At 39.5% G+C, this 21,372-nt stretch carries 17 protein-coding genes; 10 read left to right on the top strand and 7 right to left on the bottom strand.

Going from position 1 to position 21,372, the window contains the following annotated elements; genetic code table 11:
- Position 1 precedes the first annotated feature (1 nt).
- Together KNQ97_RS04345 and KNQ97_RS04340 are read left to right on the top strand one after the other, a co-directional pair.
- On the top strand, positions 2–1,534 hold the full coding sequence (locus KNQ97_RS04345; RefSeq protein ID WP_000227395.1) for an aspartate aminotransferase family protein: 1,533 nt from the start codon (positions 2–4) through the stop codon (positions 1,532–1,534).
- Positions 1,535–1,810: 276 nt separating this feature from the next.
- A complete protein-coding gene (locus KNQ97_RS04340) occupies positions 1,811–3,241 on the top strand; it encodes an aldehyde dehydrogenase family protein (protein WP_253611920.1) in 1,431 nt (476 codons plus the stop codon).
- 71 nt (positions 3,242–3,312) lie between these two features.
- Here KNQ97_RS04340 and KNQ97_RS04335 read toward each other — a convergent pair whose 3' ends face one another.
- Positions 3,313–3,798, bottom strand: a complete 486-nt coding sequence (locus tag KNQ97_RS04335; RefSeq protein ID WP_000357090.1) for an Lrp/AsnC family transcriptional regulator — start codon at positions 3,796–3,798, stop codon at positions 3,313–3,315.
- Between the two features lie 134 nt (positions 3,799–3,932).
- On the opposite strand from KNQ97_RS04335, the gene KNQ97_RS04330 reads away from it, so the two are divergent.
- The 8 genes from KNQ97_RS04330 (at position 3,933) to blp2 (ending at position 16,022) form a co-directional block, all read left to right on the top strand.
- The gene (locus KNQ97_RS04330) at positions 3,933–5,654 is read left to right on the top strand and encodes an alpha-keto acid decarboxylase family protein (RefSeq protein ID WP_000469459.1); all 1,722 of its coding nucleotides are present in this window, start codon (positions 3,933–3,935) and stop codon (positions 5,652–5,654) included.
- A 140-nt stretch (positions 5,655–5,794) separates the two neighbouring features.
- Complete coding sequence (locus KNQ97_RS04325; RefSeq protein WP_000339843.1) at positions 5,795–7,174, top strand: amino acid permease; 1,380 nt, start codon at positions 5,795–5,797, stop codon at positions 7,172–7,174.
- A gap of 455 nt (positions 7,175–7,629) precedes the next feature.
- Positions 7,630–8,661 (top strand): substrate-binding domain-containing protein, encoded by a 1,032-nt coding sequence (locus KNQ97_RS04320; protein WP_001238909.1) that lies wholly within the window; start codon positions 7,630–7,632, stop codon positions 8,659–8,661.
- 100 nt (positions 8,662–8,761) lie between these two features.
- A complete protein-coding gene (pstC, locus tag KNQ97_RS04315; protein ID WP_001050725.1) occupies positions 8,762–10,141 on the top strand; it encodes a phosphate ABC transporter permease subunit PstC in 1,380 nt (459 codons plus the stop codon).
- A complete protein-coding gene (gene pstA, locus KNQ97_RS04310) occupies positions 10,138–11,535 on the top strand; it encodes a phosphate ABC transporter permease PstA (protein WP_000107954.1) in 1,398 nt (465 codons plus the stop codon). Before pstC ends, pstA begins: the two co-directional genes overlap by 4 nt.
- A 13-nt stretch (positions 11,536–11,548) precedes the next feature.
- Positions 11,549–12,451, top strand: coding sequence for a phosphate ABC transporter ATP-binding protein PstB (gene pstB, locus KNQ97_RS04305; RefSeq protein ID WP_001091973.1), 903 nt, complete (start codon positions 11,549–11,551; stop codon positions 12,449–12,451).
- Positions 12,452–12,597: 146 nt separating this feature from the next.
- Complete coding sequence (gene sohB, locus KNQ97_RS04300; RefSeq protein ID WP_000897185.1) at positions 12,598–13,560, top strand: protease SohB; 963 nt, start codon at positions 12,598–12,600, stop codon at positions 13,558–13,560.
- Positions 13,561–13,835: 275 nt separating this feature from the next.
- On the top strand, positions 13,836–16,022 hold the full coding sequence (gene blp2, locus KNQ97_RS04295) for an Ig-like repeat protein Blp2 (protein ID WP_103236174.1): 2,187 nt from the start codon (positions 13,836–13,838) through the stop codon (positions 16,020–16,022).
- 49 nt (positions 16,023–16,071) lie between these two features.
- Here the strand turns inward: blp2 and KNQ97_RS04290 are convergent, their stop codons facing one another.
- The 6 genes from KNQ97_RS04290 to KNQ97_RS04265 form a co-directional block, all read right to left on the bottom strand.
- Positions 16,072–16,713: a DUF2238 domain-containing protein gene (locus KNQ97_RS04290; RefSeq protein ID WP_103236173.1), complete on the bottom strand. Its 642-nt coding sequence runs from the start codon at positions 16,711–16,713 to the stop codon at positions 16,072–16,074.
- Between the two features lie 82 nt (positions 16,714–16,795).
- The gene (gene purB / locus KNQ97_RS04285) at positions 16,796–18,184 is read right to left on the bottom strand and encodes an adenylosuccinate lyase (RefSeq protein WP_000993080.1); all 1,389 of its coding nucleotides are present in this window, start codon (positions 18,182–18,184) and stop codon (positions 16,796–16,798) included.
- Positions 18,185–18,238: 54 nt separating this feature from the next.
- Positions 18,239–18,973, bottom strand: a complete 735-nt coding sequence (gene hflD / locus KNQ97_RS04280; RefSeq protein ID WP_213075515.1) for a high frequency lysogenization protein HflD — start codon at positions 18,971–18,973, stop codon at positions 18,239–18,241.
- A 13-nt stretch (positions 18,974–18,986) separates the two neighbouring features.
- The gene (mnmA, locus tag KNQ97_RS04275) at positions 18,987–20,120 is read right to left on the bottom strand and encodes a tRNA 2-thiouridine(34) synthase MnmA (protein WP_001187604.1); all 1,134 of its coding nucleotides are present in this window, start codon (positions 20,118–20,120) and stop codon (positions 18,987–18,989) included.
- A 4-nt stretch (positions 20,121–20,124) separates the two neighbouring features.
- Positions 20,125–20,613, bottom strand: a complete 489-nt coding sequence (locus KNQ97_RS04270; protein WP_000741964.1) for an NUDIX hydrolase — start codon at positions 20,611–20,613, stop codon at positions 20,125–20,127.
- 119 nt (positions 20,614–20,732) lie between these two features.
- Positions 20,733–21,278 (bottom strand): gamma carbonic anhydrase family protein, encoded by a 546-nt coding sequence (locus KNQ97_RS04265; RefSeq protein WP_001107199.1) that lies wholly within the window; start codon positions 21,276–21,278, stop codon positions 20,733–20,735.
- Positions 21,279–21,372 lie beyond the last annotated feature (94 nt).

Genomic DNA, 21,372 nt, shown 5'->3' with positions numbered 1-21,372 from the left:
TATGGTGGATTTTGCAGAACATCGTAAAGCGTTACTCTGCAATGATGCACAATCCATTGCTGACTATGAGTCAGCAATGGGCGAAGCGGTAAAAGCCGTTTCAGCATGGTTGCAAAATGAAAAAATGTACACAGGCGGTAGCATTAAAGAGTTGCGTTCAGCAATTTCTTTCCAACCTTCAAAAGAAGGTATGGGTGTACAACAATCTCTTCAACGTATGATTGAGCTTTTCTTGAATAAAAGCTTGAAAGTACATCATCCACATTCATTAGCACATTTACACTGCCCAACCATGGTGATGAGCCAGATCGCGGAAGTGTTAATCAATGCAACTAACCAGTCTATGGACTCATGGGATCAAAGCCCGGCAGGTTCATTAATGGAAGTGCAGCTTATTGATTGGTTGCGTCAAAAAGTAGGTTACGGTTCTGGTCAGGCAGGTGTTTTCACTTCTGGCGGTACTCAATCTAACTTGATGGGTGTATTACTTGCTCGTGACTGGTGTATCTCGAAAAACTGGAAAGACGAAAATGGTAACCCATGGTCTGTACAGCGTGATGGTATTCCAGCTGAAGCAATGAAAAACGTCAAAGTCATCTGTTCTGAAAATGCGCATTTCTCTGTGCAAAAGAACATGGCAATGATGGGCATGGGCTTCCAGTCAGTTGTGACTGTTCCTGTGAATGAAAATGCACAGATGGATGTTGATGCTCTTGAAAAAACAATGGCGCATCTTCAAGCTGAAGGTAAAGTTGTTGCTTGTGTCGTTGCGACAGCAGGTACAACCGATGCTGGTGCAATTGATCCATTGAAAAAAATCCGTGAAATTACTAATAAGTATGGTTCATGGATGCATATCGATGCTGCGTGGGGCGGTGCACTGATCTTATCAAATGACTATCGTGCAATGCTTGATGGTATTGAGTTGTCTGATTCGATCACTCTCGACTTCCATAAGCATTACTTCCAAAGCATCAGTTGTGGCGCGTTCTTGTTAAAAGATGAAGCGAACTATCGTTTCATGCATTATGAAGCTGAGTACTTGAACTCTGCTTATGATGAAGAGCATGGCGTACCTAACCTTGTGTCTAAATCATTACAAACGACTCGTCGTTTTGATGCTTTAAAATTGTGGATGACCATTGAATCACTCGGCGAAGAGCTATATGGTTCAATGATTGACCATGGTGTAAAACTGACTCGTGAAGTTGCAGATTACATCAAGGTAACTGAAGGTTTAGAGCTTTTAGTTGAACCACAATTTGCTTCGGTATTGTTCCGTGTTGTTCCGGAAGGTTACCCAGTTGAGTTTATCGATAGCTTGAACCAAAACGTAGCAGATGAATTGTTTGCACGTGGTGAAGCAAATATTGGTGTAACAAAAGTTGGTAATGTACAGTCATTGAAGATGACAACATTAAGCCCTGTAGTAACTGTCGACAACGTTAAGAACCTTTTAGCTCAAGTATTGGCTGAAGCTGAACGCATTAAAGATGCGATTGCTTCTGGTAACTACGTACCACCAATCGACTAATTGAGTTGATACCCTAAAAAGCTCGGTTTATTGCCGGGCTTTTTTATTACATATTATTTTTATTAAAAGTGTGTATCACAAGAAGGGTATATGCACAAAACATGCATATTTTCAAAAAACAAAAATAATTATGCATGATTTATAGTGAGCAAATTTCTTATTGTATTGGTATGTTCCCGATTTTTTGGTCGCATTGATATATCAATACGGCACTTGCTTTAAACCATTTTGCATAAAGTAAGAAGTCGTAATTACAATTAAGACAAGGAAGAAGAAATGCAACAAGCGAATATGCTTAATGAATTTAAACTTATTATTGGCGGTCAACTTTGTTCAGGTGAACAAGGTGAACTGGAAATTATTAATCCTGCTACAGGCTTAACTGCGGCACATTGTGCAAAAGCATCAGTTGCACAAGTGAATCAAGCTATTAGTGCAGCTAAACAGGCTTCTAAAGCTTGGCAGCTTGTCTCGCATGATGAGCGTAAATCAATTTTAAACAAGATTGCAGACGGTATTGAAAAGCACGCTGAAATGCTTGCAGAGCTGGTGGTGCTTGAACAAGGTAAACCACTCGCACTGGCACAAATGGAAGTGCAGGGTGCAATTGGCTGGACGCGTTATGCGGCTTCTATGGATTTACCGGTAGAAGTAATTGAAGACAGTGAAACTAAGCGTATTGAGCGCCATCGCCAACCACTGGGTGTAGTGGCTTCAATTACGCCATGGAACTGGCCACTCATGATTGCAGTTTGGCATATCATGCCTGCTTTACGTGCAGGTAACGTTGTCATTAGCAAACCTTCTGAATACACACCATTATCGACTTTACGTTTATGTGAAATCATTCAGCAAGAAGTTCCAGCAGGTGTAATCTCAATTGTGGTTGGTGCTGGTGAGATTGGTGAAGCATTATCTTCTCATCCAGATGTGCAAAAAGTCGTGTTTACGGGATCAACTCGAACAGGTCAACACATTATGGCTGGTGCAGCACAGCAGCTAAAACACTTAACTTTAGAGCTTGGTGGTAATGATGCTGGTATTGTATTACCAGATGCAAATATCGATGAAATTGCTGCTAAGATTTTTAATATGGCGTTCTTGAATGCTGGTCAAACATGTGCGGCGTTAAAGCGTTTATATGTGCATGAAAGCCAATATGAAGCTTTATCTCAAAAGTTAGCTGATATTGCCAACGCTCAAGTTGTGGGGGATGGTATGGCATCTTCTACAACATTTGGACCAGTACAAAACCAAATGCAATATAACAAGGTAAAAGCTCTGATTACTGAAGCGATTGCACAAGGTGCAAAAGCACTTTCTGGACAACAACAGCTACCAGAGCAGGGCTACTTTATTGCACCAACTATTTTGACTGAAGTTTCTGACTCTTGCCGTGTGGTGCAAGAAGAGCAATTTGGTCCAGTGTTGCCTGTTTTAAAATATACCGATATCAACGATGCTATTGCTCGTGCCAATGACAGTGAGTTTGGTTTGGGTGGTTCAATTTGGTCTTCTGATCTTAAAGCTGCACAGACCTATGCTACACAGCTTCAATGCGGAACGGTCTGGATTAATACCCATGCAGAAGTACTGCCTCATGCACCTTTCGGAGGCTGGAAAATGTCTGGCTTAGGCGCTGAGTTTGGTTTGGAAGGTTTGCTTGAAAATACGATTGGACAAACGGTCCATATTAGTAAAGTCTAAATATTAATTTTAAGGCGGATTTAGTATCCGCCTTTTTATTTTCACTTTTAAGAGTGAAAAGCTGAGTTATTTTATTGAGAGTGATGATAGCTCATGCTTTTAGGCTTGATTAAAAAATGATTCTGTTCTTTAATTTTTTTCAGAACAATGTAAGACTTTATGTGGCCTATAAAATTATAAGAAAGTAATCTTTCAGTCACAAATTGTGAAAGCTGTTCTAAATTTTCAGCAACGACTTTTAAAATAAAATCTGCATCACCACTAATTGAAAATGCATCCTGAATGTTATCTTCAGCTTCAATCAGCTCTTGGAAAGCCTGCTGTGATTTCGCCTCGTGTGTTCTTAAGTTTATGTGAATCATCGCTGTAACTTCCAGCCCTAGCGCCTGTTGCTGGATGCGTGCCGTGTAGCCAAGAATCACGCCCTTTTGTTCAAGCAATTGACGTCGTCTTGAACATTGAGAAGCAGATAAACCGATTAAATCTCCAATTTCCTGATTGGTGAGTCGTCCATTCTTTTGTAGTGCCTGAATGATTTGCCAGTCGAACTTATCCATTGCATAAAATCCTTTTATGATACACAAATCATGTATTTTTATTAAAATGCGTTTTCATTATGCACGAAATCTAAAAGATAGATGAAATATTATTTTTCTATGGAATAAAAATTGGTCTCAAAGGATATAGAGCAATGTTCATAGAAATTGGTGAATTTTTAAATCTTCGTCTAAAACAAATGGGTATCCAACATCTTTTTGGTGTACCTGGTGATTTTAACCTCTCATATCTAGAACAAGTTGAAGCAGACCCACAACTCGAATTTATTGGAAATTGTAATGAATTAAATGCTGCCTATGCAGCAGACGGTTATGCACGAATTAACGGTTTTTCTGCCTTGGCAACCACTTATGGTGTAGGTGACTTAAGTGCCATTAATGGTATTGCAGGTGCCTATGCAGAAAATGTACCTCTTATTCATATCTCAGGTATTCCACCTTTACATGCAGTTCAAAAGGGTACTCTCATACATCATACGTTAGTTGATGGTAACTACGACAATATTATGAACTGTATGAAAGAGTTCACAGTTGCCCAAACTCGTTTAACTCCTGCAAATGCAGCTTCTGAAATTGACCGTGTATTGCGTCAGTGTTTTCTTGAACGCCGTCCTGTACATATCCAACTACCTGGTGATATTACTCACGTTAAAATTGAAGTGTCTGAGCGTCCGCTCGACCTAAGCTACCCAGCTGTTGAACCTGAATTATTGCAAAGTGTGGTAAGTAAACTTTGTGACATTATTGAGAATGCTCAAAGTCCAGCGCTTTTAATTGATAATGAAGCCTCAGTGTTTGGTGTAACGTCACTTTTAAATGATTTATCTCAAAAATGCTCAATTCCATTTGCAGGTATGAATACTGCAAAAAATATTATGGATGAAGGCTCACCACGCTACATTGGCACTTATGTGGGTGGGGCAAGCCAACCGCATGTGAAAAATATCATTGAACAGTCTGACTGTTTAATTGGTGTTGGCGCACGCTTTACCGATGTAGGCTCAGCTGTATTTACGCATCAAATTGAGACCAAGAACTACATCGAAATTAAATCTTATGGCTTAAATATTTTTGGTCAGGATTTTCCGGGTATTGAAATCGGACAATTACTTGTCGAGCTAAATAAAAAAGTTGCGCCACGTAAATCGTCAATACCTCTTCTTGAAAAACAACCTCAGAAAGTAATTGAAGCGCCAGCTCAACAGAAGCTTAGCCAAGATGTGCTTTGGAACTATATTTCAGGGTTCTTAAAAGAAGATGATGTGATTATTGGTGAAGTAGGAACATCAAACTCTGCTTTGTCAGGTATCAAACTTCCTGCTACAGCTAAATATATTGCTCAGCCGCTTTGGGGTTCTATTGGTTATACCTTGCCAGCTTTGCTTGGTAGTTTGTTAGCTGCTCCTGAGCGTCGTCAAATTTTGTTTATTGGTGACGGTTCATTCCAGCTTACGGTACAAGAGCTCTCTACGATTATCCGCCATGGTTTAAAACCAATTATTTTCTTGTTGAACAATGGCGGCTACACCATTGAACGTTTAATTATGGGTGAAAACGCTGCCTATAACGACGTGCAAAACTGGAAATACACTGAAATCCCAGCAGTATTTAACGGTAAAAAAGGCCATACAACTTATGTGGTTGAGACTGCTGGACAGCTGAAGAGCGTTTTAGACAACGTTCAGCAAAATGATCAGTTAACCTTTATTGAATTGAAACTACCAGCAATGGATGCACCGGTGAGTTTGAAAAAATTTGCTTCTGTGATTGCACGTTTTGACTACGGTGATCGCGGCTATGAAATTTTAAAGGAGCGTTCCCAACCAGTTAAATGTAAGGATGCAATCTCTTTTTAAATAGAAGATAGGACACGTCTTCTCAAAAATTAAATGGACTCATACTAAAGCAACTTATGTCCGAAGGTCGGTTTCTGACCTTCGGATATGGTGCTGAATAAAGGTGTACAGGAAGTGACACCAACATTGGAGATAATGTTATGGATGCAAACAATAAGCACGAGTTAAAACAAGGCTTATCCAATCGGCATATTCAACTCATCGCACTCGGAGGGGCGATCGGAACAGGGTTATTCTTAGGTCTATCACAAACAATTAAACTGGCAGGTCCTTCAATTTTATTGGGATATGCAATTGCAGGAATTATTGCCTTTTTGATTATGCGTCATTTAGGTGAAATGGTTGTTGAAGAACCGGTAAGTGGTTCTTTTAGTTATTTTGCGAACAAATACTGGGGCAAAATGGCTGGTTTTATGTCTGGCTGGAACTACTGGGTTTTGTATGTACTGGTGAGTATGGCTGAACTGAGTGCAATCGGTACTTTTATTCAGTTTTGGTGGCCAGAAATTCCGACATGGCTCACTGCTTTATTTTTCTTTATTTTAATTAACGGCATTAACTTGGTAAATGTCCGCTTTTTTGGGGAATCGGAGTTCTTATTTTCCTGCATTAAAATTGTTGCGATTTTAAGTATGATTGGCTTCGGTGCTTATCTTTTACTTTCAGGCTCAGCAGGTCCGCAAGCGGGTGTTGCAAATTTATGGCAACACGGTGGTTTCTTCCCGCATGGTATTCATGGCTTTATTATGGCCTTGGCTGTCATTATGTTTGCATTCGGTGGTCTAGAGCTTATCGGTATTGCAGCAGCTGAAACGAAAAAACCTGAAACAACAATTCCAAAGGCAGTAAACCAGATTGTTTATCGCATTTTGATTTTTTACATTGGTGCAATCGGTATTCTTTTATGTCTTTATCCATGGAATATGGTGGCAGAAGGCGGTAGCCCGTTTGTCTTAATTTTCCAGTCCCTCAATAGTAATGGCGTTGCGAATGTTCTGAACTTTGTGGTCTTGATTGCTGCTATTTCGGTTTATAACAGTTGTATTTACTGTAATAGTCGTATGTTGCATGGTTTAGCAGAGCAGGGCAATGCGCCAGCAATTTTGAAAAAAGTGAACAGCCGCGGTATTCCGGTCCCTGCAGCAATTGTGTCTGCTTCAATTACAGCAGTCTGTGTAGTGGTCAACTATTTAATTCCAGGTCAAGCTTTTCAGCTCTTTATGATGTTAGTTGTGGCTGCGCTTGTTATTAACTGGCTTATGATTTCAGTCACGCATTTGAAATTTACCAAAGCAATGAAATTGCAAAAGCGTCAAACCAAATTCCAAAGTATTCTTAGTCCATGGAGTAATTATTTAACCATTAGCTTTGTATGTTTCATTCTCATTATTATGGCGATGACACCAGATATGAGGCTCGCTGTTATTTTGGGGCCTATCTGGCTTGCTGTTTTAGCGATTATGTATTTCTTTAAGTATCGTAAAAAAATGGTCGCAATGCCGGAAGTACAATCAAACTAATAAGCTAAATTTACAGTCATATTGCGGTTATCTGACATAAGGCAGGTAACCGTTTTTGTTTTGTCATAATATTTTCATGTTCGGGCGAAATAATTTTTTAAAAATAAAGGTGACACGTAAAAAATTGAGAATTGTGTCAATAAAATAATTTTGTAACATCAATTCATTAAATTACTTAAGTTTTTATAATTTAAGCATAATTATAATTTTATCATTTTGAGCATTTGTCATATTTCCCATTAAATCTAAATAGCAAAGTATTTATAAAATCATCTTAAATATTTGATATAAAATAGATTTAAAAATATGACAATGAACATTATAAAAATCATGAAAGCGTCATAATACTGTAACTTATTTGTCATATTTTCTATTCACAATGCAGCTATCGAAGAGCGTACAAGCACTCAACAAAAAGTGACGTACAACCTATTGCATTAATGAGAGAGAACAGAATGCGCTTAAATCCACGTCAAATCGCAATTGCATTAGCAGTAACTGGGGCCGCTGTAACAACGACTGCAAATGCAGCTCGTGATACGATTCAAATTGCTGGTTCTTCAACTGTATTACCATTTGCCAGCGTTGTAGCTGAAGAGTTTGGTAATACATTCCCTCAATTTAAAACTCCTGTTGTAGGTTCTGGTGGTTCTTCTGCTGGTTTAAAACAGTTCTGTCAAGGTGTTGGTGACAACACAATCGACGTTGCAAACGCTTCTCGTAAAATTAAAAGCACTGAAATCGAAGCTTGTAACAAAGCTGGTGTAAAACAAATTCAAGAAATCAAAATTGGTTATGACGGTATTGTATTTGCGTCTAGCTCAAGCAAAGCAGCTTATAAATTAAAACCTTACCATGTGTTTGCTGCTTTAGCTGCACAGTTACCTTCAAAAGGTAAATTGGTTCCAAACCCTTATACAAACTGGAACCAAATTGACAAATCACTTCCTAATGAGCCTATTACGCTTGTTATTCCTGCGTCTAACCACGGTACGCGTGAAGTTTTCCAAGAGAAAATGGTTGAAGCTGGTTGCGAAGCGTATGAATACTTCAAGAGCCTAGACAAGGACGCTCAAAAGAAAGCATGTTCTACTTTCCGTAAAGACGGTCGTGTAATTGAAATTGCTGGTGACTATACAGAAACTCTAGCTCGCTTAAAAACTTCTCCAAGTGCAGTAGGCGTATTTGGTTTGAGTTTCTATGACATGAACCGTGACAAGTTACGTGTAGCGACAGTAAACAACGTAGTTCCTTCTGAGAAAACTGTGTTAAATGGTACATACCCTGTATCTCGTCCACTATACTTCTATGTAAAAGGCGAGCACTTAAAATCAGTTAAAGGTTTACCACAATACGTAGAATACTTCCTAAGCAAAAAAGCGACTGGTAAAGGTTCTAAAGCTGAGCGTGATGGTTTAATCGCGATGTCTGATGCAGAACGCGCTAAAGTTTTAGCTGACTTTAAAGCAGGTAAAACTGTTAAATAAGTTGGTTTGAATAGGGGCTGGTGATCTCAAGCGATCATCAGCCTTTTTGTCTAACACGTTTTTCCCAAATTATGACAATTGAGAAAACAGTGGAGAATACATGAATCTGCTACTTATCGGTGTGTTGTTAGCCCTTGTGGCAATTGCATATCAACTTGGGCTGAGAAAGAGCCGCCACCTAGCAGGTAAGGGAAGCAACTCGGCGACATTACATTCTCGTCCTGGTTATTATGGCGCACTGGTTGGGCTTTGGTGCGGTATCCCTGCTTTTTTAATTTTGATCATTTGGAACTTGGTTGAGCCAAGTATTTTAAATCATATTATCTTTAACAACGTACCTGCTTCTGTGACAGCTTCTCTAGATGAAGCAGCAAGAAGTGTACTTGTTGATCGAGTTCAAGCGATCGCTTCTGGTTTTGGGGTAAGTGATCATCCAACGGCTTATGAGTTGGCTGCTGCTCAGCAATATGCAAAATTTCAAACCATTGGCTCTTTTGCCAAATTTGCTGTTGTTGTCTGTGCCGCTTTGTTGGGCTTAGTGTGGGCAAAGAAAAAAATCAGCCAAGAATATCGCGCACGTAACCAAGTTGAGCGTGCAATTAATGTTGGTTTGATCTTATGTTCTGGCGTTGCAATTTTAACCACGATCGGCATTGTAATGTCGATGTTTGGTGAGGCAATGCACTTCTTCCATTTTGTAAGTCCAATCGACTTTTTCTTTGGTACAGAATGGAACCCTGGCTTTAGTACTTCAGGTAATGCAGAAGGTAGTTATGGTTTATTACCATTACTATGGGGCACGCTCATGGTCAGTGGTATTGCCTTATTAGTTGCTGTACCTGTTGGCTTAATGATTGCTATTTATTTAGCTGAGTATGCTTCGCCGTGGTTACGCTCATGGGCAAAACCTACCATTGAAGTTTTAGCGGGTATTCCAACAATTGTTTATGGTGTTTTTGCCATGATGATTATTGGGCCATTCTTTAAAGCTGCTGGTGCGTATGTCGGTATTGAAATTAATGCAACCAGTGCTTTGACTGCCGGTTTTGTAATGGGAATTATGATTATCCCATTCGTTTCATCTTTGTCTGATGACATTATTACTCAAGTTCCTCGTGCACTTCGTGATGGTTCGTTAGGACTGGGCGCAACCAAATCAGAAACGATTCGCCAAGTGGTTTTACCGGCAGCTTTACCGGGTATTACAGGGGCATTTTTATTGGCTGTTTCGCGTGCCGTAGGGGAAACCATGATTGTGGTTTTGGCAGCAGGGAACAGCCCACTTCTACATGCAAATCCGTTTGAAGCTGTTTCGACAGTTACCGTAACCATTGTAAAACAGTTAACGGGTGATACTGATTTTGCGAGCCCACAGGCCTTGGTGGCATTTGCACTGGGTTTAACACTCTTTGTGATCACTTTAGGATTAAACATTGTTGCACTGTACATTGTGCGTAAATACCGTGAGCAATACGAATGAGTACATCAAATACATCGTCTCCTATGGATCAGAACGTATTTGATCCACAAGCCGCTGCTCAGGCACGTGATCGCCGTAAAAAAGTGATTGAAAAATCACTGGCTAAACGTCACCGCAAAGAAAAAGCTTTCCGCTTTGCAGGTTTGTCAGCAGTTGTTATTGGCCTTGCATTCGTTGCGCTACTGTTTGGCAGTATTTTGGCAAAAGGGTTACCGGCATTCTGGCAAACCAGTATGAATGTACCGGTCTACTTCGATCCTAAAGTAATTGATGCAGGTCCAGTGCCGGTACGTACACAAGGTGAAACACCTGCACATTACCAAGAGCGTTATGTCGATTGGCAAACGAAAATGGGTATGGTCGATTGGGATAGCCTGATCGTAAATGGCATGATTGCTAAAGATCCTTCACTTGCATCACAACGCGATTATTTAAGTAGCCTTTATGCAAGTTCTGAAGCTTATCGCTTACGTGATATGGTGTTTGCTGACCCATCACTCATTGGGAAAAAAGAGAACCTAACTTTCTTGGGTGATGCCAATGTAGATGTATGGCTGAAGGGTAATATTGACCGCTCATTACCAGATGACCAGCAGCAACTTGATCCGGAAATCCGCAAGCTGGCAGATGACCTTAAAGCAAAAGGTGTACTTGAAAATACCTTTAATACGACTTTATTTAAGAATCCTGACTCTCGTAGTTCACCAGCGATTAGTGGTCTTGCAGGCGCATTCATGGGTTCATTATTCATGATGCTGATTGTGATCATTATTTCAATTCCAATCGGTGTTGCCAGCGCAATCTATCTTGAAGAGTTTGCTCCAAAGAATGTCATTACAGACATTATTGAAGTCAACATTAATAACCTTGCTGCTGTACCTTCAATCGTGTTTGGTTTGTTGGGTGCTGCAATCTTTATTGGCTGGATGCATTTACCGTTGTCAGCTCCTTTTGTCGGTGGTTTGGTGTTAAGTTTAATGACATTACCAACAGTCATTATTACAACACGTGCTTCTTTAAAGGCTGTGCCACCTTCAATTCGACAAGCTGCCCTAGGTTTAGGTGCGTCTAAAGTACAAACCGTTTTCCATCATGTTTTACCGTTAGCGTTGCCGGGCATCATGACGGGTGCAATTATTGGTGTTGCACACGCACTCGGTGAAACTGCACCTTTACTTTTAATCGGGATGAGTGCATTCGTTGCAAGTGTTCCAACCACCCCATTTGATCAAGCAACTGCTTTACCTGTCCAAGTTTATCTATGGCAGGGTAATGAGTTGCGTAACTTCTTCGAAGGCCGTACTGCTGCTGCGATTATCGTACTTCTTGCATTAATGATTGGTTTAAACAGCCTTGCAATTTGGTTACGTAAAAAGTTCGAAGTGCGTTGGTAATAGAGGATAAATCATGAATACTATTGATATTACGAATTCCTTAGAAAAGGATAAGTTAGTGAATACTGAACAATCTCAACTTACAGATACACAACTGCATCATGGCACTTCGTACGTTTCGCATTTTGAACCACATGCTTCAAAAAAGCCAAACTCAACCGAAATCAAGATCAGTGCACAAGATGCCCATGTTTATTATGGTGACTTTGAAGCGATTAAAGGCATCGATTTAGATATTTATCAAAATGAAGTAATTGCATTTATTGGGCCATCAGGCTGCGGTAAATCGACTTTCCTGCGTACTTTAAACCGTATGAACGACACGATTGATGGCTGTCGTGTGACAGGTAAGATCACTTTAGATAACAAAAATATCTATGATCCAAATCTGGATGTTGTATTACTGCGTGCACAGGTTGGTATGGTGTTCCAAAAGCCAAATCCATTTCCTAAATCTATTTTTGATAACGTGGCATATGGTCCGAAGCTACACGGTTTAGCACGTGACAAATATGACCTAGAAGAAATTGTTGAAAATAGCTTGCGTAAAGCAGGTCTATGGGAAGAAGTGAAGGATCGTTTAAACCAACCGGGTACTGGCTTATCTGGTGGTCAGCAACAACGTTTATGTATTGCACGTACAATTGCAGTAAGTCCAGAAGTGATCTTGATGGATGAACCTTGTTCTGCGCTTGACCCAATCGCAACGGCGAAAGTGGAAGAGCTGATTTCTGAGCTTTCTGATCAATACACAATCGTTATTGTAACGCACTCGATGCAACAAGCAGCTCGTGTTTCAGACCGTACAGCTTACTTCCATTTAGGTGATTTGATTGAAGTAAACTCTACAGAGAAAGTATTTACTCAGCCTGACCACCAATTGACAGAAGCGTACATTACTGGCCGTTTCGGTTAATTGATCGTTGTAATAGAAAAAGAGCCTAGTGCTCTTTTTTTATTTAATAAATGAAAATGACTCTATTTTGCAAAATCGCTATTGAATTTTAATTAAAAGAACCACATCTTAAGGCTATAAAGACAAACTTATGAGCATAGAATTTTATGTTATTCCATTTGCCTAAACTCCCTGCGGAAATACGTGTCAGTCATTTAAATGCACGTGTAAATGAACAGAGAAAAAAAATTGCACAAACCACAGCAAGCCGTTTAGAGCTTTTACAATTGGCTCAACAACTTGCAAAAGAAGCTAAAATTCGCCGTAAGAACAACCAGAAAATTTTTGTTTTAGATTTTAAAGGTGACATTCAGGCATCTGCGGTTGAAAACCTTCGTGAAGAAATCACCCTTATTTTAGCAACGGCTAAAGCTGGACGTGACCGTGTTGTGGTACGTCTTGAAAGTCCGGGTGGTATGGTTCATGGATATGGATTGGCGGCAGCTCAATTGGTTCGTTTGCGTGATGCAGGTTTTCATTTAACGATTTGTGTCGATAAGGTCGCGGCAAGTGGCGGCTACATGATGGCTTGTATTGCAAATGAAATTATTTCTGCACCGTTTGCTGTCGTGGGTTCGATTGGTGTCGTGGCTCAGGTACCAAATTTTAATCGTCTTTTAAAAGAACATAACGTGGACTTCGAACTTTACACAGCAGGGCAATATAAACGTACTGTCACCATGTTTGGTGAGAATACTCCTGAAGGTAAGGCGAAGTTTGAAGAAGAGCTACAACAAACGCATGTGTTGTTTAAGCACTTTGTAGAGAAATATCGTCCACAGCTTAATGTAGACAAGGTTGCTACAGGTGAACATTGGTATGGTCAAGATGCACTTGATTTAAACCTTGTAGATAAACTACAAACTTCCGATGAGTATCTATTAGCGTTGTTACCTCAGCATGACGTATATGTAATTAATACCCGTAAAAAAGCAACTTTGGGTGAAAAATTAGGTTTGCAAGCAGCTCAAATGGCAGATAGCCTGATTCCGGCTGTAATGAATAAAGTGGCTGATACTTTAGCAAAAGCGAATTCAACTTTAGTTCAAATGCGCGATACTAAATTTTAATTAAGATATATTTTCAAATTAAAGAGTGCCTTTTAGGGGTGCTCTTTTTTATGCAAAAGGTTAAAAGAATTTGATTTGAATTGCCGGAACGACAATTCATTTTTATAAAAAATAGATATTGAATAAAGATTCAAAAAAAATTGTTGATAAATATACTTATTGAATTGTGATAAATAAGTGATTTTGATATTTTAGGCAACAATAAAATAGCTTTTAGATGATCCATTTAAAAGATAAACATTTAAAAATATAACTGAAATTTAGGACAGGAAATAATGACAAGAATAATTGTAGCATCCAAAGAGGGTTTGGACGTTCTGCAAGATGGTCAGCTCAATAAGGTGGTTTTAAACCAACCTACTATTATTCAAATTGGTGTAAGTCAAAAAGATATCGCATCGATGGAAAAGCAGGGTGGAAGTCTAGTCATCCATTTAAAAAATGGAGAAACAATTGTCTTAGAAAATTTCTTTAATGAAGCAACGAATACAACAGAGCATTCACTCGTTTTTCCAACTGAACAAGGAAAATTTGTTGAAGCACAATTTGATGCTCAAGGTAAGGTTATAGATTATAGAGGCTTAAATCATGTTACGGATTTGGCCTATACCAGTACCAGCCCTTCAACTGCAACAATGGCTGTTGATAATGATCCAAGCTTTTCGATGGGTAATGTACTAAAAGCAGGCTTAGCAGTTTTAGCCGCTGAAGGTTTATATCTTTGGGCATTTGATAATGATGACAAAGATGATTCACCCAGTACCCCCGATTTAATAGCACCTGCTGCTCCTACAGCTACGCTTGCTGATGATACTGTGACAGTGACTGGCAAAACTGAAGCAAATGCGAAAATCTACATTAAAGATGCAGCAGGTAATACAGTGGCCTCAGGTGTTGCTGATGCGAGTGGAAATTACACGATTAAATTAGATAAGCCGTTAGTGAATGGGGATAAATTAAATGTTATTGCCCAAGATGCGGCTGGAAATAATTCTAAAGTTACTGTGGTAACAGGAACAAAAGATACAATTGCCCCAGATGTTCCACAAGCTCAATTGAGTGATGATGGTTCCTTAGTGACAGGTAAAGCAGAAGCAAATGCAAAAATCACTGTTTATGATGCCACTGGCAAAGTATTAGGAACTGTTTTTGCGAATAAAGATGGTATTTATTCTTTAAAACTTACTCCACCATTAACCAGTGAAGCGGGCGGTAAAGTGGTTGCCGAAGATGCTGCGGGTAACAAATCTGAGGAAGTTAAAATTATTGCGGGTAAAGATACCATACCACCAGCATCTCCTTTTGTTGAAGTAAATAAAGAAGGATCGGTAATACATGGTAAAACTGAAGCAAATGTAAAAGTTCAAATAAAAGATGCCGATGGTAAAGTGATTGGAAGTGGGACTGCCGATGCTCAAGGTGAATTTCAAATTACACTTTCACCTGCTTTAAAAGAGGCGCAAAAGGGCACAGTGGTTGTGGAAGATGCTGCTGGTAATGTATCTAAACCAGTTGAAATTACGCCAGGCTTTGACTCGATTGCACCAGATAAACCGACTGTTCAAATTAATACAGATGGTACTTCTGTAACCGGTACGGCTGAGGCAAATGCCAAAATTGAAATTAAAGATACAACAGGGAAGGTAATTGGTAGTGGAACAGCAGATGCGAATGGAAAATTTACAATTTCTATTTCACCAGCTTTAACGGATAATAAACATGCTTCGGTATCAGCTATAGATAATGCTGGAAATAAGTCTGAAGTTGTTGATATTGTAGGTACAAAAGATACAACACCACCAGCAAAACCTATATTAAATAGCGTAGATGATGATGTAGGCGCTGTTAAAGGAGCTATAACGGCTGGTTCTGAAACTGACGATGCTAGACCAAAACTTACAGGCTCAGGTGAAGCAAATGCAACTCTTACGATTTATGATAATGGTGTTGCAATTGGAGTTGTGACGGTAACAAGTGGTAGATCTTGGTCATTTACATTTGATAAAGACTTAGCTCTTGGTAAGCATACTATTACTTTGACTCAAACTGATGCGGCAGGCCTTACCAGTGAGGCAAGTTCTCCATTTACCTTTTATGTAGTTGCACCGAAAGCTGCGAGCCTGTCTGAAACTTCAGTAGATACTTTAAGTACAGAAGGGCCATCTTTGGCAGATAGTGTCGGATTGCATACTTTAAAGGTAGCGCAAAATACAACAACTGAGACGAATAACCCGCAGAAATCGGTTGCTTTAGATGATTTATTAAAAAGTTCTACGGCTAGTGAGTCAGACCCAATCGCAAAACTTCTCTCATCAACGGCGTTAAAAACGACTCAGGCATCTGAGCCAATCGAAGTAAATGCATCAGTTGGTCAGACAACATCAAATGCTGATCATCCTTTACCTGATACAACTTCTTCGGTTTTACAAAACCTTTTAGATCAAACTTATCCAGTTGCTTAGGGTATTTGAGACAACATGTAAAAAGCGCTCAATGAGCGCTTTTTTAATTTTAATTTATTGTTTGATTTTTTGTTGTTGTGAGAAGAGCGATTAGCCCATAGAGGATTGCGCCAATTGTAGCGAGTAACATGTCTTTATGTGCATCCCACATATCACCTTGTTGCCCATTATAATTTTCAGCTTGTTCAGGTGATAGCCCGATTGCAATTGCCCATTCGATCAGTTCATAAAAGACACTAGACGCCATCACAAACTGGACTACAAGTAAGAATAAAGAAAAAGGACGTGCAGTGGGTAACCATACTTGGAATACACGATAAATAAGAGGATAGAGCAAAACACCATAGGCAAGATGAACTAAACGATCATACATATTGCGGGACCAGCCCATATATTGATCTAGGTTGAAATGGAACACCTGTTGTATCCAGTCATTGTATGGAACGTAGGAGTAGAGATAGTGAGCACCAATAATATGGATTAATAAAAACAGTAGATAAAAAGTAAAACTTAAGAAATCGAGTCCAGTTTTTTTGAAAATAATAAAAAGCAAAATCACCATAAAAACAGTGCCAGCTTGATGAAGCAAATAAGCCTCAAACTCAAGTGGTTGAATACCTGAAATGATAATGGCAATAAGAAGCAGGCCAAGTGCAATATAGTGTTTAACATTGAATTCTTTTTCGATCATTTTATAAATAAGTCTTTATTCTGATTTGTATGAGTGTAATAAAAAAGCGAAGCCTAAGCTTCGCTTTTTATAACTTTTTTAATTAGATTTTGCTAATTAATTCGTTAATTTGTTTAGCTTGTTCAGCAGCATTACCTGTGTAAGTTGCAGGTGTAAGCTCAGCTAAGCGAGCACGCTCTTCACTTGGTACTTGAGCAAGTTCGTTACCATTTACGAAGTCAACCATCATGTCACGCGTCATTGCTTGACCGCGAGTTAATGCTTTTAACTTCTCATATGGTTTTTCAACGTTATAACGACGCATAACTGTTTGAATTGGCTCTGCAAGAACTTCTTGAGCTTGGTCAAGATCCTCATTTAAGCGGTTTGCATTGAGTTCAAGTTTACCAATACCTTTTAAGCAAGCATCAAAAGCAATTAAGCTTTGAGCAAAACCAACACCCATGTTACGAAGTACAGTTGAGTCAGTTAAGTCACGCTGCCAGCGAGAAATTGGTAATTTTTCGCCTAAGTGAGCCAACACTGCATTTGCAATGCCTAAGTTACCTTCAGAGTTTTCAAAGTCGATTGGGTTAACTTTATGTGGCATAGTTGATGAGCCAACTTCACCTTCTTTAAGTTTTTGCTTGAAGTAACCTAAAGAGATATAACCCCATACGTCACGGTTAAAGTCGATCAATATTGTATTGAAACGACGTAACGCGTCAAATAATTCAGCCATGTAGTCGTGTGGCTCAATTTGAGTTGTATATGGGTTAAATGTTAAACCTAAAGATTCAACAAAAGCTTGTGAATGCGCTGGCCAATCCACATTTGGATAAGCAGAAAGGTGAGCATTGTAGTTACCTACAGCACCATTGATTTTGCCTAGTAATTCAACATTTTCAAATTGTTTGATTTGGCGAGCTAAACGATATGCAACGTTCGCCATTTCTTTACCCAAAGTTGTTGGGCTAGCAGTTTGACCATGTGTACGAGACAACATCGGTTGTTCAGCATGAGTTGTAGCTAAAGCAGAGATTGCATTTAAAATTTGCTTCATGCTTGATACTAAAACTTCACGACCGTTTTTAAGCATAAGTGCATGAGACAAGTTATTGATATCTTCTGATGTACAAGCAAAGTGAATGAACTCACCTGCATTTTGTAATTCAGCAATACCTGCAATTTTCTCTTTCAAGAAGTATTCAACTGCTTTTACGTCATGGTTAGTTGTGCGTTCAATTTCTTTAATGCGGTTCGCATCTTCTTCAGAGAAGTTGCTTACGATTGCATCTAGAGCTGCATTTGTTTCAGCTGAGAAAGGAGCAACTTCAACAATTTCCGGACGGTTAGAAAGCGCTTGTAACCAACGCACTTCCACAGTGACACGAGCATGAATTAAACCAAACTCAGAAAGAAAAGGGCGTAGCGCATCACATTTGCTGGCATAACGTCCATCTAATGGTGATAGTGCGGTTAAAGCGTTCATAACGATTCCTTAATGCTGGAATAAACATAAAACAAAAATAATCTCGTTACAGCCTTAGATAACTTGGTACTGTAAACGAGCAAGTGCTTGAATATCCTGTAGCAATTTACGTTTGCTAAAAATCATGTTCCATGAACTACCGCCGAGTTGTCGCCATAAATGGGCCATTTGTAGCCCCGTAAACAGACAAGCACGAATACGGTTGGTATGGTTGGTATCTTTAAATGCCTCAGCATTACCACGAACAAGAATACGTGGATTAATCTGTCCGGCAGTATCAACATAGGTTTGCGCCAAATTGGCTAAAATACTTGGGTGTAAATAGTTATTATCAAAAAAAGAAAGCTGTTTTAAAATCTTCTGCTGCGCTTTTTCAATAATCGCCACATATTCAGGATTGCTATAGACCTTTTTCTCTAACTGCAAAAGTGACATCGCATAAGACATTGGAAGCTTTGCACTACGCATTTTAGGCAAACGAGATTTAGGCGCATTGGTAAAAGGCTGAGTGATACAATTTTCAAGAGTTTTAAGACCCAACGAAATATCAGCCAATTGATTAAAAAAATCCAACGTCTGAACAGTATTATTATTTGTTGTAGGGCGAATATTTAAACTCGCCTTTATTAATAACTCAAAATAAAAGTTACCGCTTTCACCAATACTTTGCTGACCTGTCATGGCGGTCATATGCGTAAGCTGGGTCGCTTGAAATACCCCAGCCAAGGCAAGGGCACGGTTTTGGCGAACACTCAAGGCTTGTGATTGTTGAAAGGGTAACTCCACCATGCCATTCATTCCCTTAAATAAAATTTGGTGTAGGGGCGTTTGTATGGTGAATAACACCCCCGCCTAGGCAAACTTCATCCGAATAAAATACAACACTTTGGCCTGGTGTAACTGCACGTTGAGGTTCATCAAACTCAACACGAACACCATGCTCACTATTTTCATCAATAAACACTGTACAAGCTTGATCAGGCTGGCGATAGCGTGTTTTAGCGGTGCAACGTAATCCTTCAGCCGGAATATTTTGCTCGCCTGCTACCCAGTCAATGGCCTCACTCCAAAGCTGTGTACTTTGCATAAGTGGGTGATCATGTCCTTGGCCGACCACTAAACGGTTATTGGCAACATCTTTATGAAGTACAAACCATGCACCTTCTGATGCACCTTTCATACCGCCTAGACCAATACCGCCACGTTGACCGAGCGTATAGTACATCAGACCGTGATGTTCACCAACTTCTTTGCCGTTATCAAGTACAATTTTACCTGGTTGAGCGGGTAAATATTGCTTAAGGAAGTCATTAAAGCGACGTTCACCGATAAAACATATACCAGTTGAATCTTTTTTCTTCGCAGTTGCTAAGTCCAGTTCTTCAGCAATTCTACGAACTTCCGGTTTTTCAATTTCACCTACAGGGAAGAGCGTTTTGTTAATTTCACGGCCATGCACTGCATGTAAGAAATAAGTTTGGTCTTTATTGTTATCTAAACCACGTAATAAAGGTGCATATGCCTCACCTTTAGAGTTATAAGCAGTTTCAGCACGACGAGCATAGTGACCTGTTGCAATAAAATCTGCACCTAAGGTCATGGCATGATCTAAAAATGCGCGAAACTTAATTTCTTTATTACATAAGATATCTGGGTTTGGAGTGCGACCGGCTGCATATTCAGCCAAGAAGTGTTCGAATACGCGGTCCCAATATTCCATAGCAAAGTTTGCAGTATGAAGTTTAATACCGATTTTATCTGCGACTGCTTGAGCATCGGCTAAATCTTCCATTGCCGTACAGTATTCCGTGCCGTCATCTTCCTCCCAGTTTTTCATGAAAAGGCCTTCAACTTGATAACCCTGTTGAAGTAAGAGCGCCGCAGAAACAGAGGAATCTACGCCACCAGACATACCGACGATGACACGTTGTTGCATAGGACTAGGCATCCAAATGAGAAGTTAATGAGGGAGAGAAAGGGTGCTCATAAATAAGAGCTAAAGGATAATGTTGTCCTTTCATGGCGTCTTCAATGGCTTTAATGACAAGAGGGCTACGTGCACGGGCAGATTCTTTAAGTTCATCTAGAGTCATCCAGACAGCAGAAACAATACCTGTATCAAGTTTTGGGTCGCTTTCGACGTGGGTCACATGCGCTAAAAAGCAGAAGCGATAATAAGTACGGTCCGGAAACATAGGGGGGGTATAAGTATAAATACCAAGTAGGGCATCTATATCTATATGATGTCCTGTTTCTTCAAGCGTTTCACGGATCGCTGCTTCTGTTAGTGTTTCACCACATTCCACATGACCAGCAGGTTGATTAAACACTGTGTGTACAAAACCTTCGCTATGTTCTTCGACAAAAAGATAGCGTCCATCTTTTTCAACGACTGTAGCGACAGTGACATGAGGAGTCCATGCGGCCATAAAAAAGCACCATGAATTTAAAAGTCGTATGATACGAAATTTAGGGGTTTTTGGCTACGGTCATCTTACAAACGATAGAGCATGCTAAGAACTCTATCGTTTGAAAAACTCGATTTGTTTTAATTTATTTGATTATCTTTATGGTTATTTTGCACTTTTACATAATGTCTTGCTGAGTAAGGTAAAAATGCCAATTCTTTTTCGGTTAGAGGACGTACTTGTTGTACGGGGCTTCCAACATAAAGATAACCACTTTTTAAGACTTTACGAGGCGGAACTAAGCTTCCCGCACCAATCATCACATCATCTTCAATAACAACATCATCTAAAATAACCGTATTGATTCCGACTAGTACGCGGTTACCAATAGTACAGCCATGTAAAGTCACATGATGGCCTACTGTGACATCTTCACCAATAATAAGAGGTGAACCATTAGGTTTTGCATCATTTTTATGGCTGACATGTAGCATACAGTGGTCTTGTACATTACTGTTTTTGCCAATTTGAATACTATTTACATCTCCGCGAATGACTGCAAAAGGCCACACCGAAACATTTTCGGCCAATTTAACATCACCTACAACCACGGACATTTCATCAATGTAACAGCTTGGATCAATTTGTGGGTGATGGTCTAAATAAGGACGGATGTTTTTTGCCATGAGAAGTATCAATAGAAAATTTAGTAAAAGTATAAAATAAAAAAGCACTCACGCTAATAGCATGAGTGCTTAATTCAACTATTCTAAAATTATT

The sequence above is a fragment of the Acinetobacter sp. UC24323 genome (assembly GCF_024151445.1).
Classification (GTDB): Bacteria; Pseudomonadota; Gammaproteobacteria; order Pseudomonadales; family Moraxellaceae; genus Acinetobacter; species Acinetobacter baumannii.
The sequence above is the reverse complement of the archived record's forward strand: the minus strand, read 5'-3'. Positions and strand labels throughout refer to the sequence as shown.

Excerpts from the sequence above, each read along its gene's own strand:
- KNQ97_RS04345 (WP_000227395.1), top strand. The coding sequence starts at position 2 with ATGGTGGATTTTGCAGAACATCGTAAAGCGTTACTCTGCAATGATGCA.
- KNQ97_RS04340 (WP_253611920.1), top strand. The coding sequence starts at position 1,811 with ATGCAACAAGCGAATATGCTTAATGAATTTAAACTTATTATTGGCGGT.
- KNQ97_RS04335 (WP_000357090.1), bottom strand. The coding sequence starts at position 3,798 with ATGGATAAGTTCGACTGGCAAATCATTCAGGCACTACAAAAGAATGGA.
- KNQ97_RS04330 (WP_000469459.1), top strand. The coding sequence starts at position 3,933 with ATGTTCATAGAAATTGGTGAATTTTTAAATCTTCGTCTAAAACAAATG.
- KNQ97_RS04325 (WP_000339843.1), top strand. The coding sequence starts at position 5,795 with ATGGATGCAAACAATAAGCACGAGTTAAAACAAGGCTTATCCAATCGG.
- KNQ97_RS04320 (WP_001238909.1), top strand. The coding sequence starts at position 7,630 with ATGCGCTTAAATCCACGTCAAATCGCAATTGCATTAGCAGTAACTGGG.
- pstC (WP_001050725.1), top strand. The coding sequence starts at position 8,762 with ATGAATCTGCTACTTATCGGTGTGTTGTTAGCCCTTGTGGCAATTGCA.
- pstA (WP_000107954.1), top strand. The coding sequence starts at position 10,138 with ATGAGTACATCAAATACATCGTCTCCTATGGATCAGAACGTATTTGAT.
- pstB (WP_001091973.1), top strand. The coding sequence starts at position 11,549 with ATGAATACTATTGATATTACGAATTCCTTAGAAAAGGATAAGTTAGTG.
- sohB (WP_000897185.1), top strand. The coding sequence starts at position 12,598 with ATGTTATTCCATTTGCCTAAACTCCCTGCGGAAATACGTGTCAGTCAT.
- blp2 (WP_103236174.1), top strand. The coding sequence starts at position 13,836 with ATGACAAGAATAATTGTAGCATCCAAAGAGGGTTTGGACGTTCTGCAA.
- KNQ97_RS04290 (WP_103236173.1), bottom strand. The coding sequence starts at position 16,713 with ATGATCGAAAAAGAATTCAATGTTAAACACTATATTGCACTTGGCCTG.
- purB (WP_000993080.1), bottom strand. The coding sequence starts at position 18,184 with ATGAACGCTTTAACCGCACTATCACCATTAGATGGACGTTATGCCAGC.
- hflD (WP_213075515.1), bottom strand. The coding sequence starts at position 18,973 with ATGGTGGAGTTACCCTTTCAACAATCACAAGCCTTGAGTGTTCGCCAA.
- mnmA (WP_001187604.1), bottom strand. The coding sequence starts at position 20,120 with ATGCAACAACGTGTCATCGTCGGTATGTCTGGTGGCGTAGATTCCTCT.
- KNQ97_RS04270 (WP_000741964.1), bottom strand. The coding sequence starts at position 20,613 with ATGGCCGCATGGACTCCTCATGTCACTGTCGCTACAGTCGTTGAAAAA.
- KNQ97_RS04265 (WP_001107199.1), bottom strand. The coding sequence starts at position 21,278 with ATGGCAAAAAACATCCGTCCTTATTTAGACCATCACCCACAAATTGAT.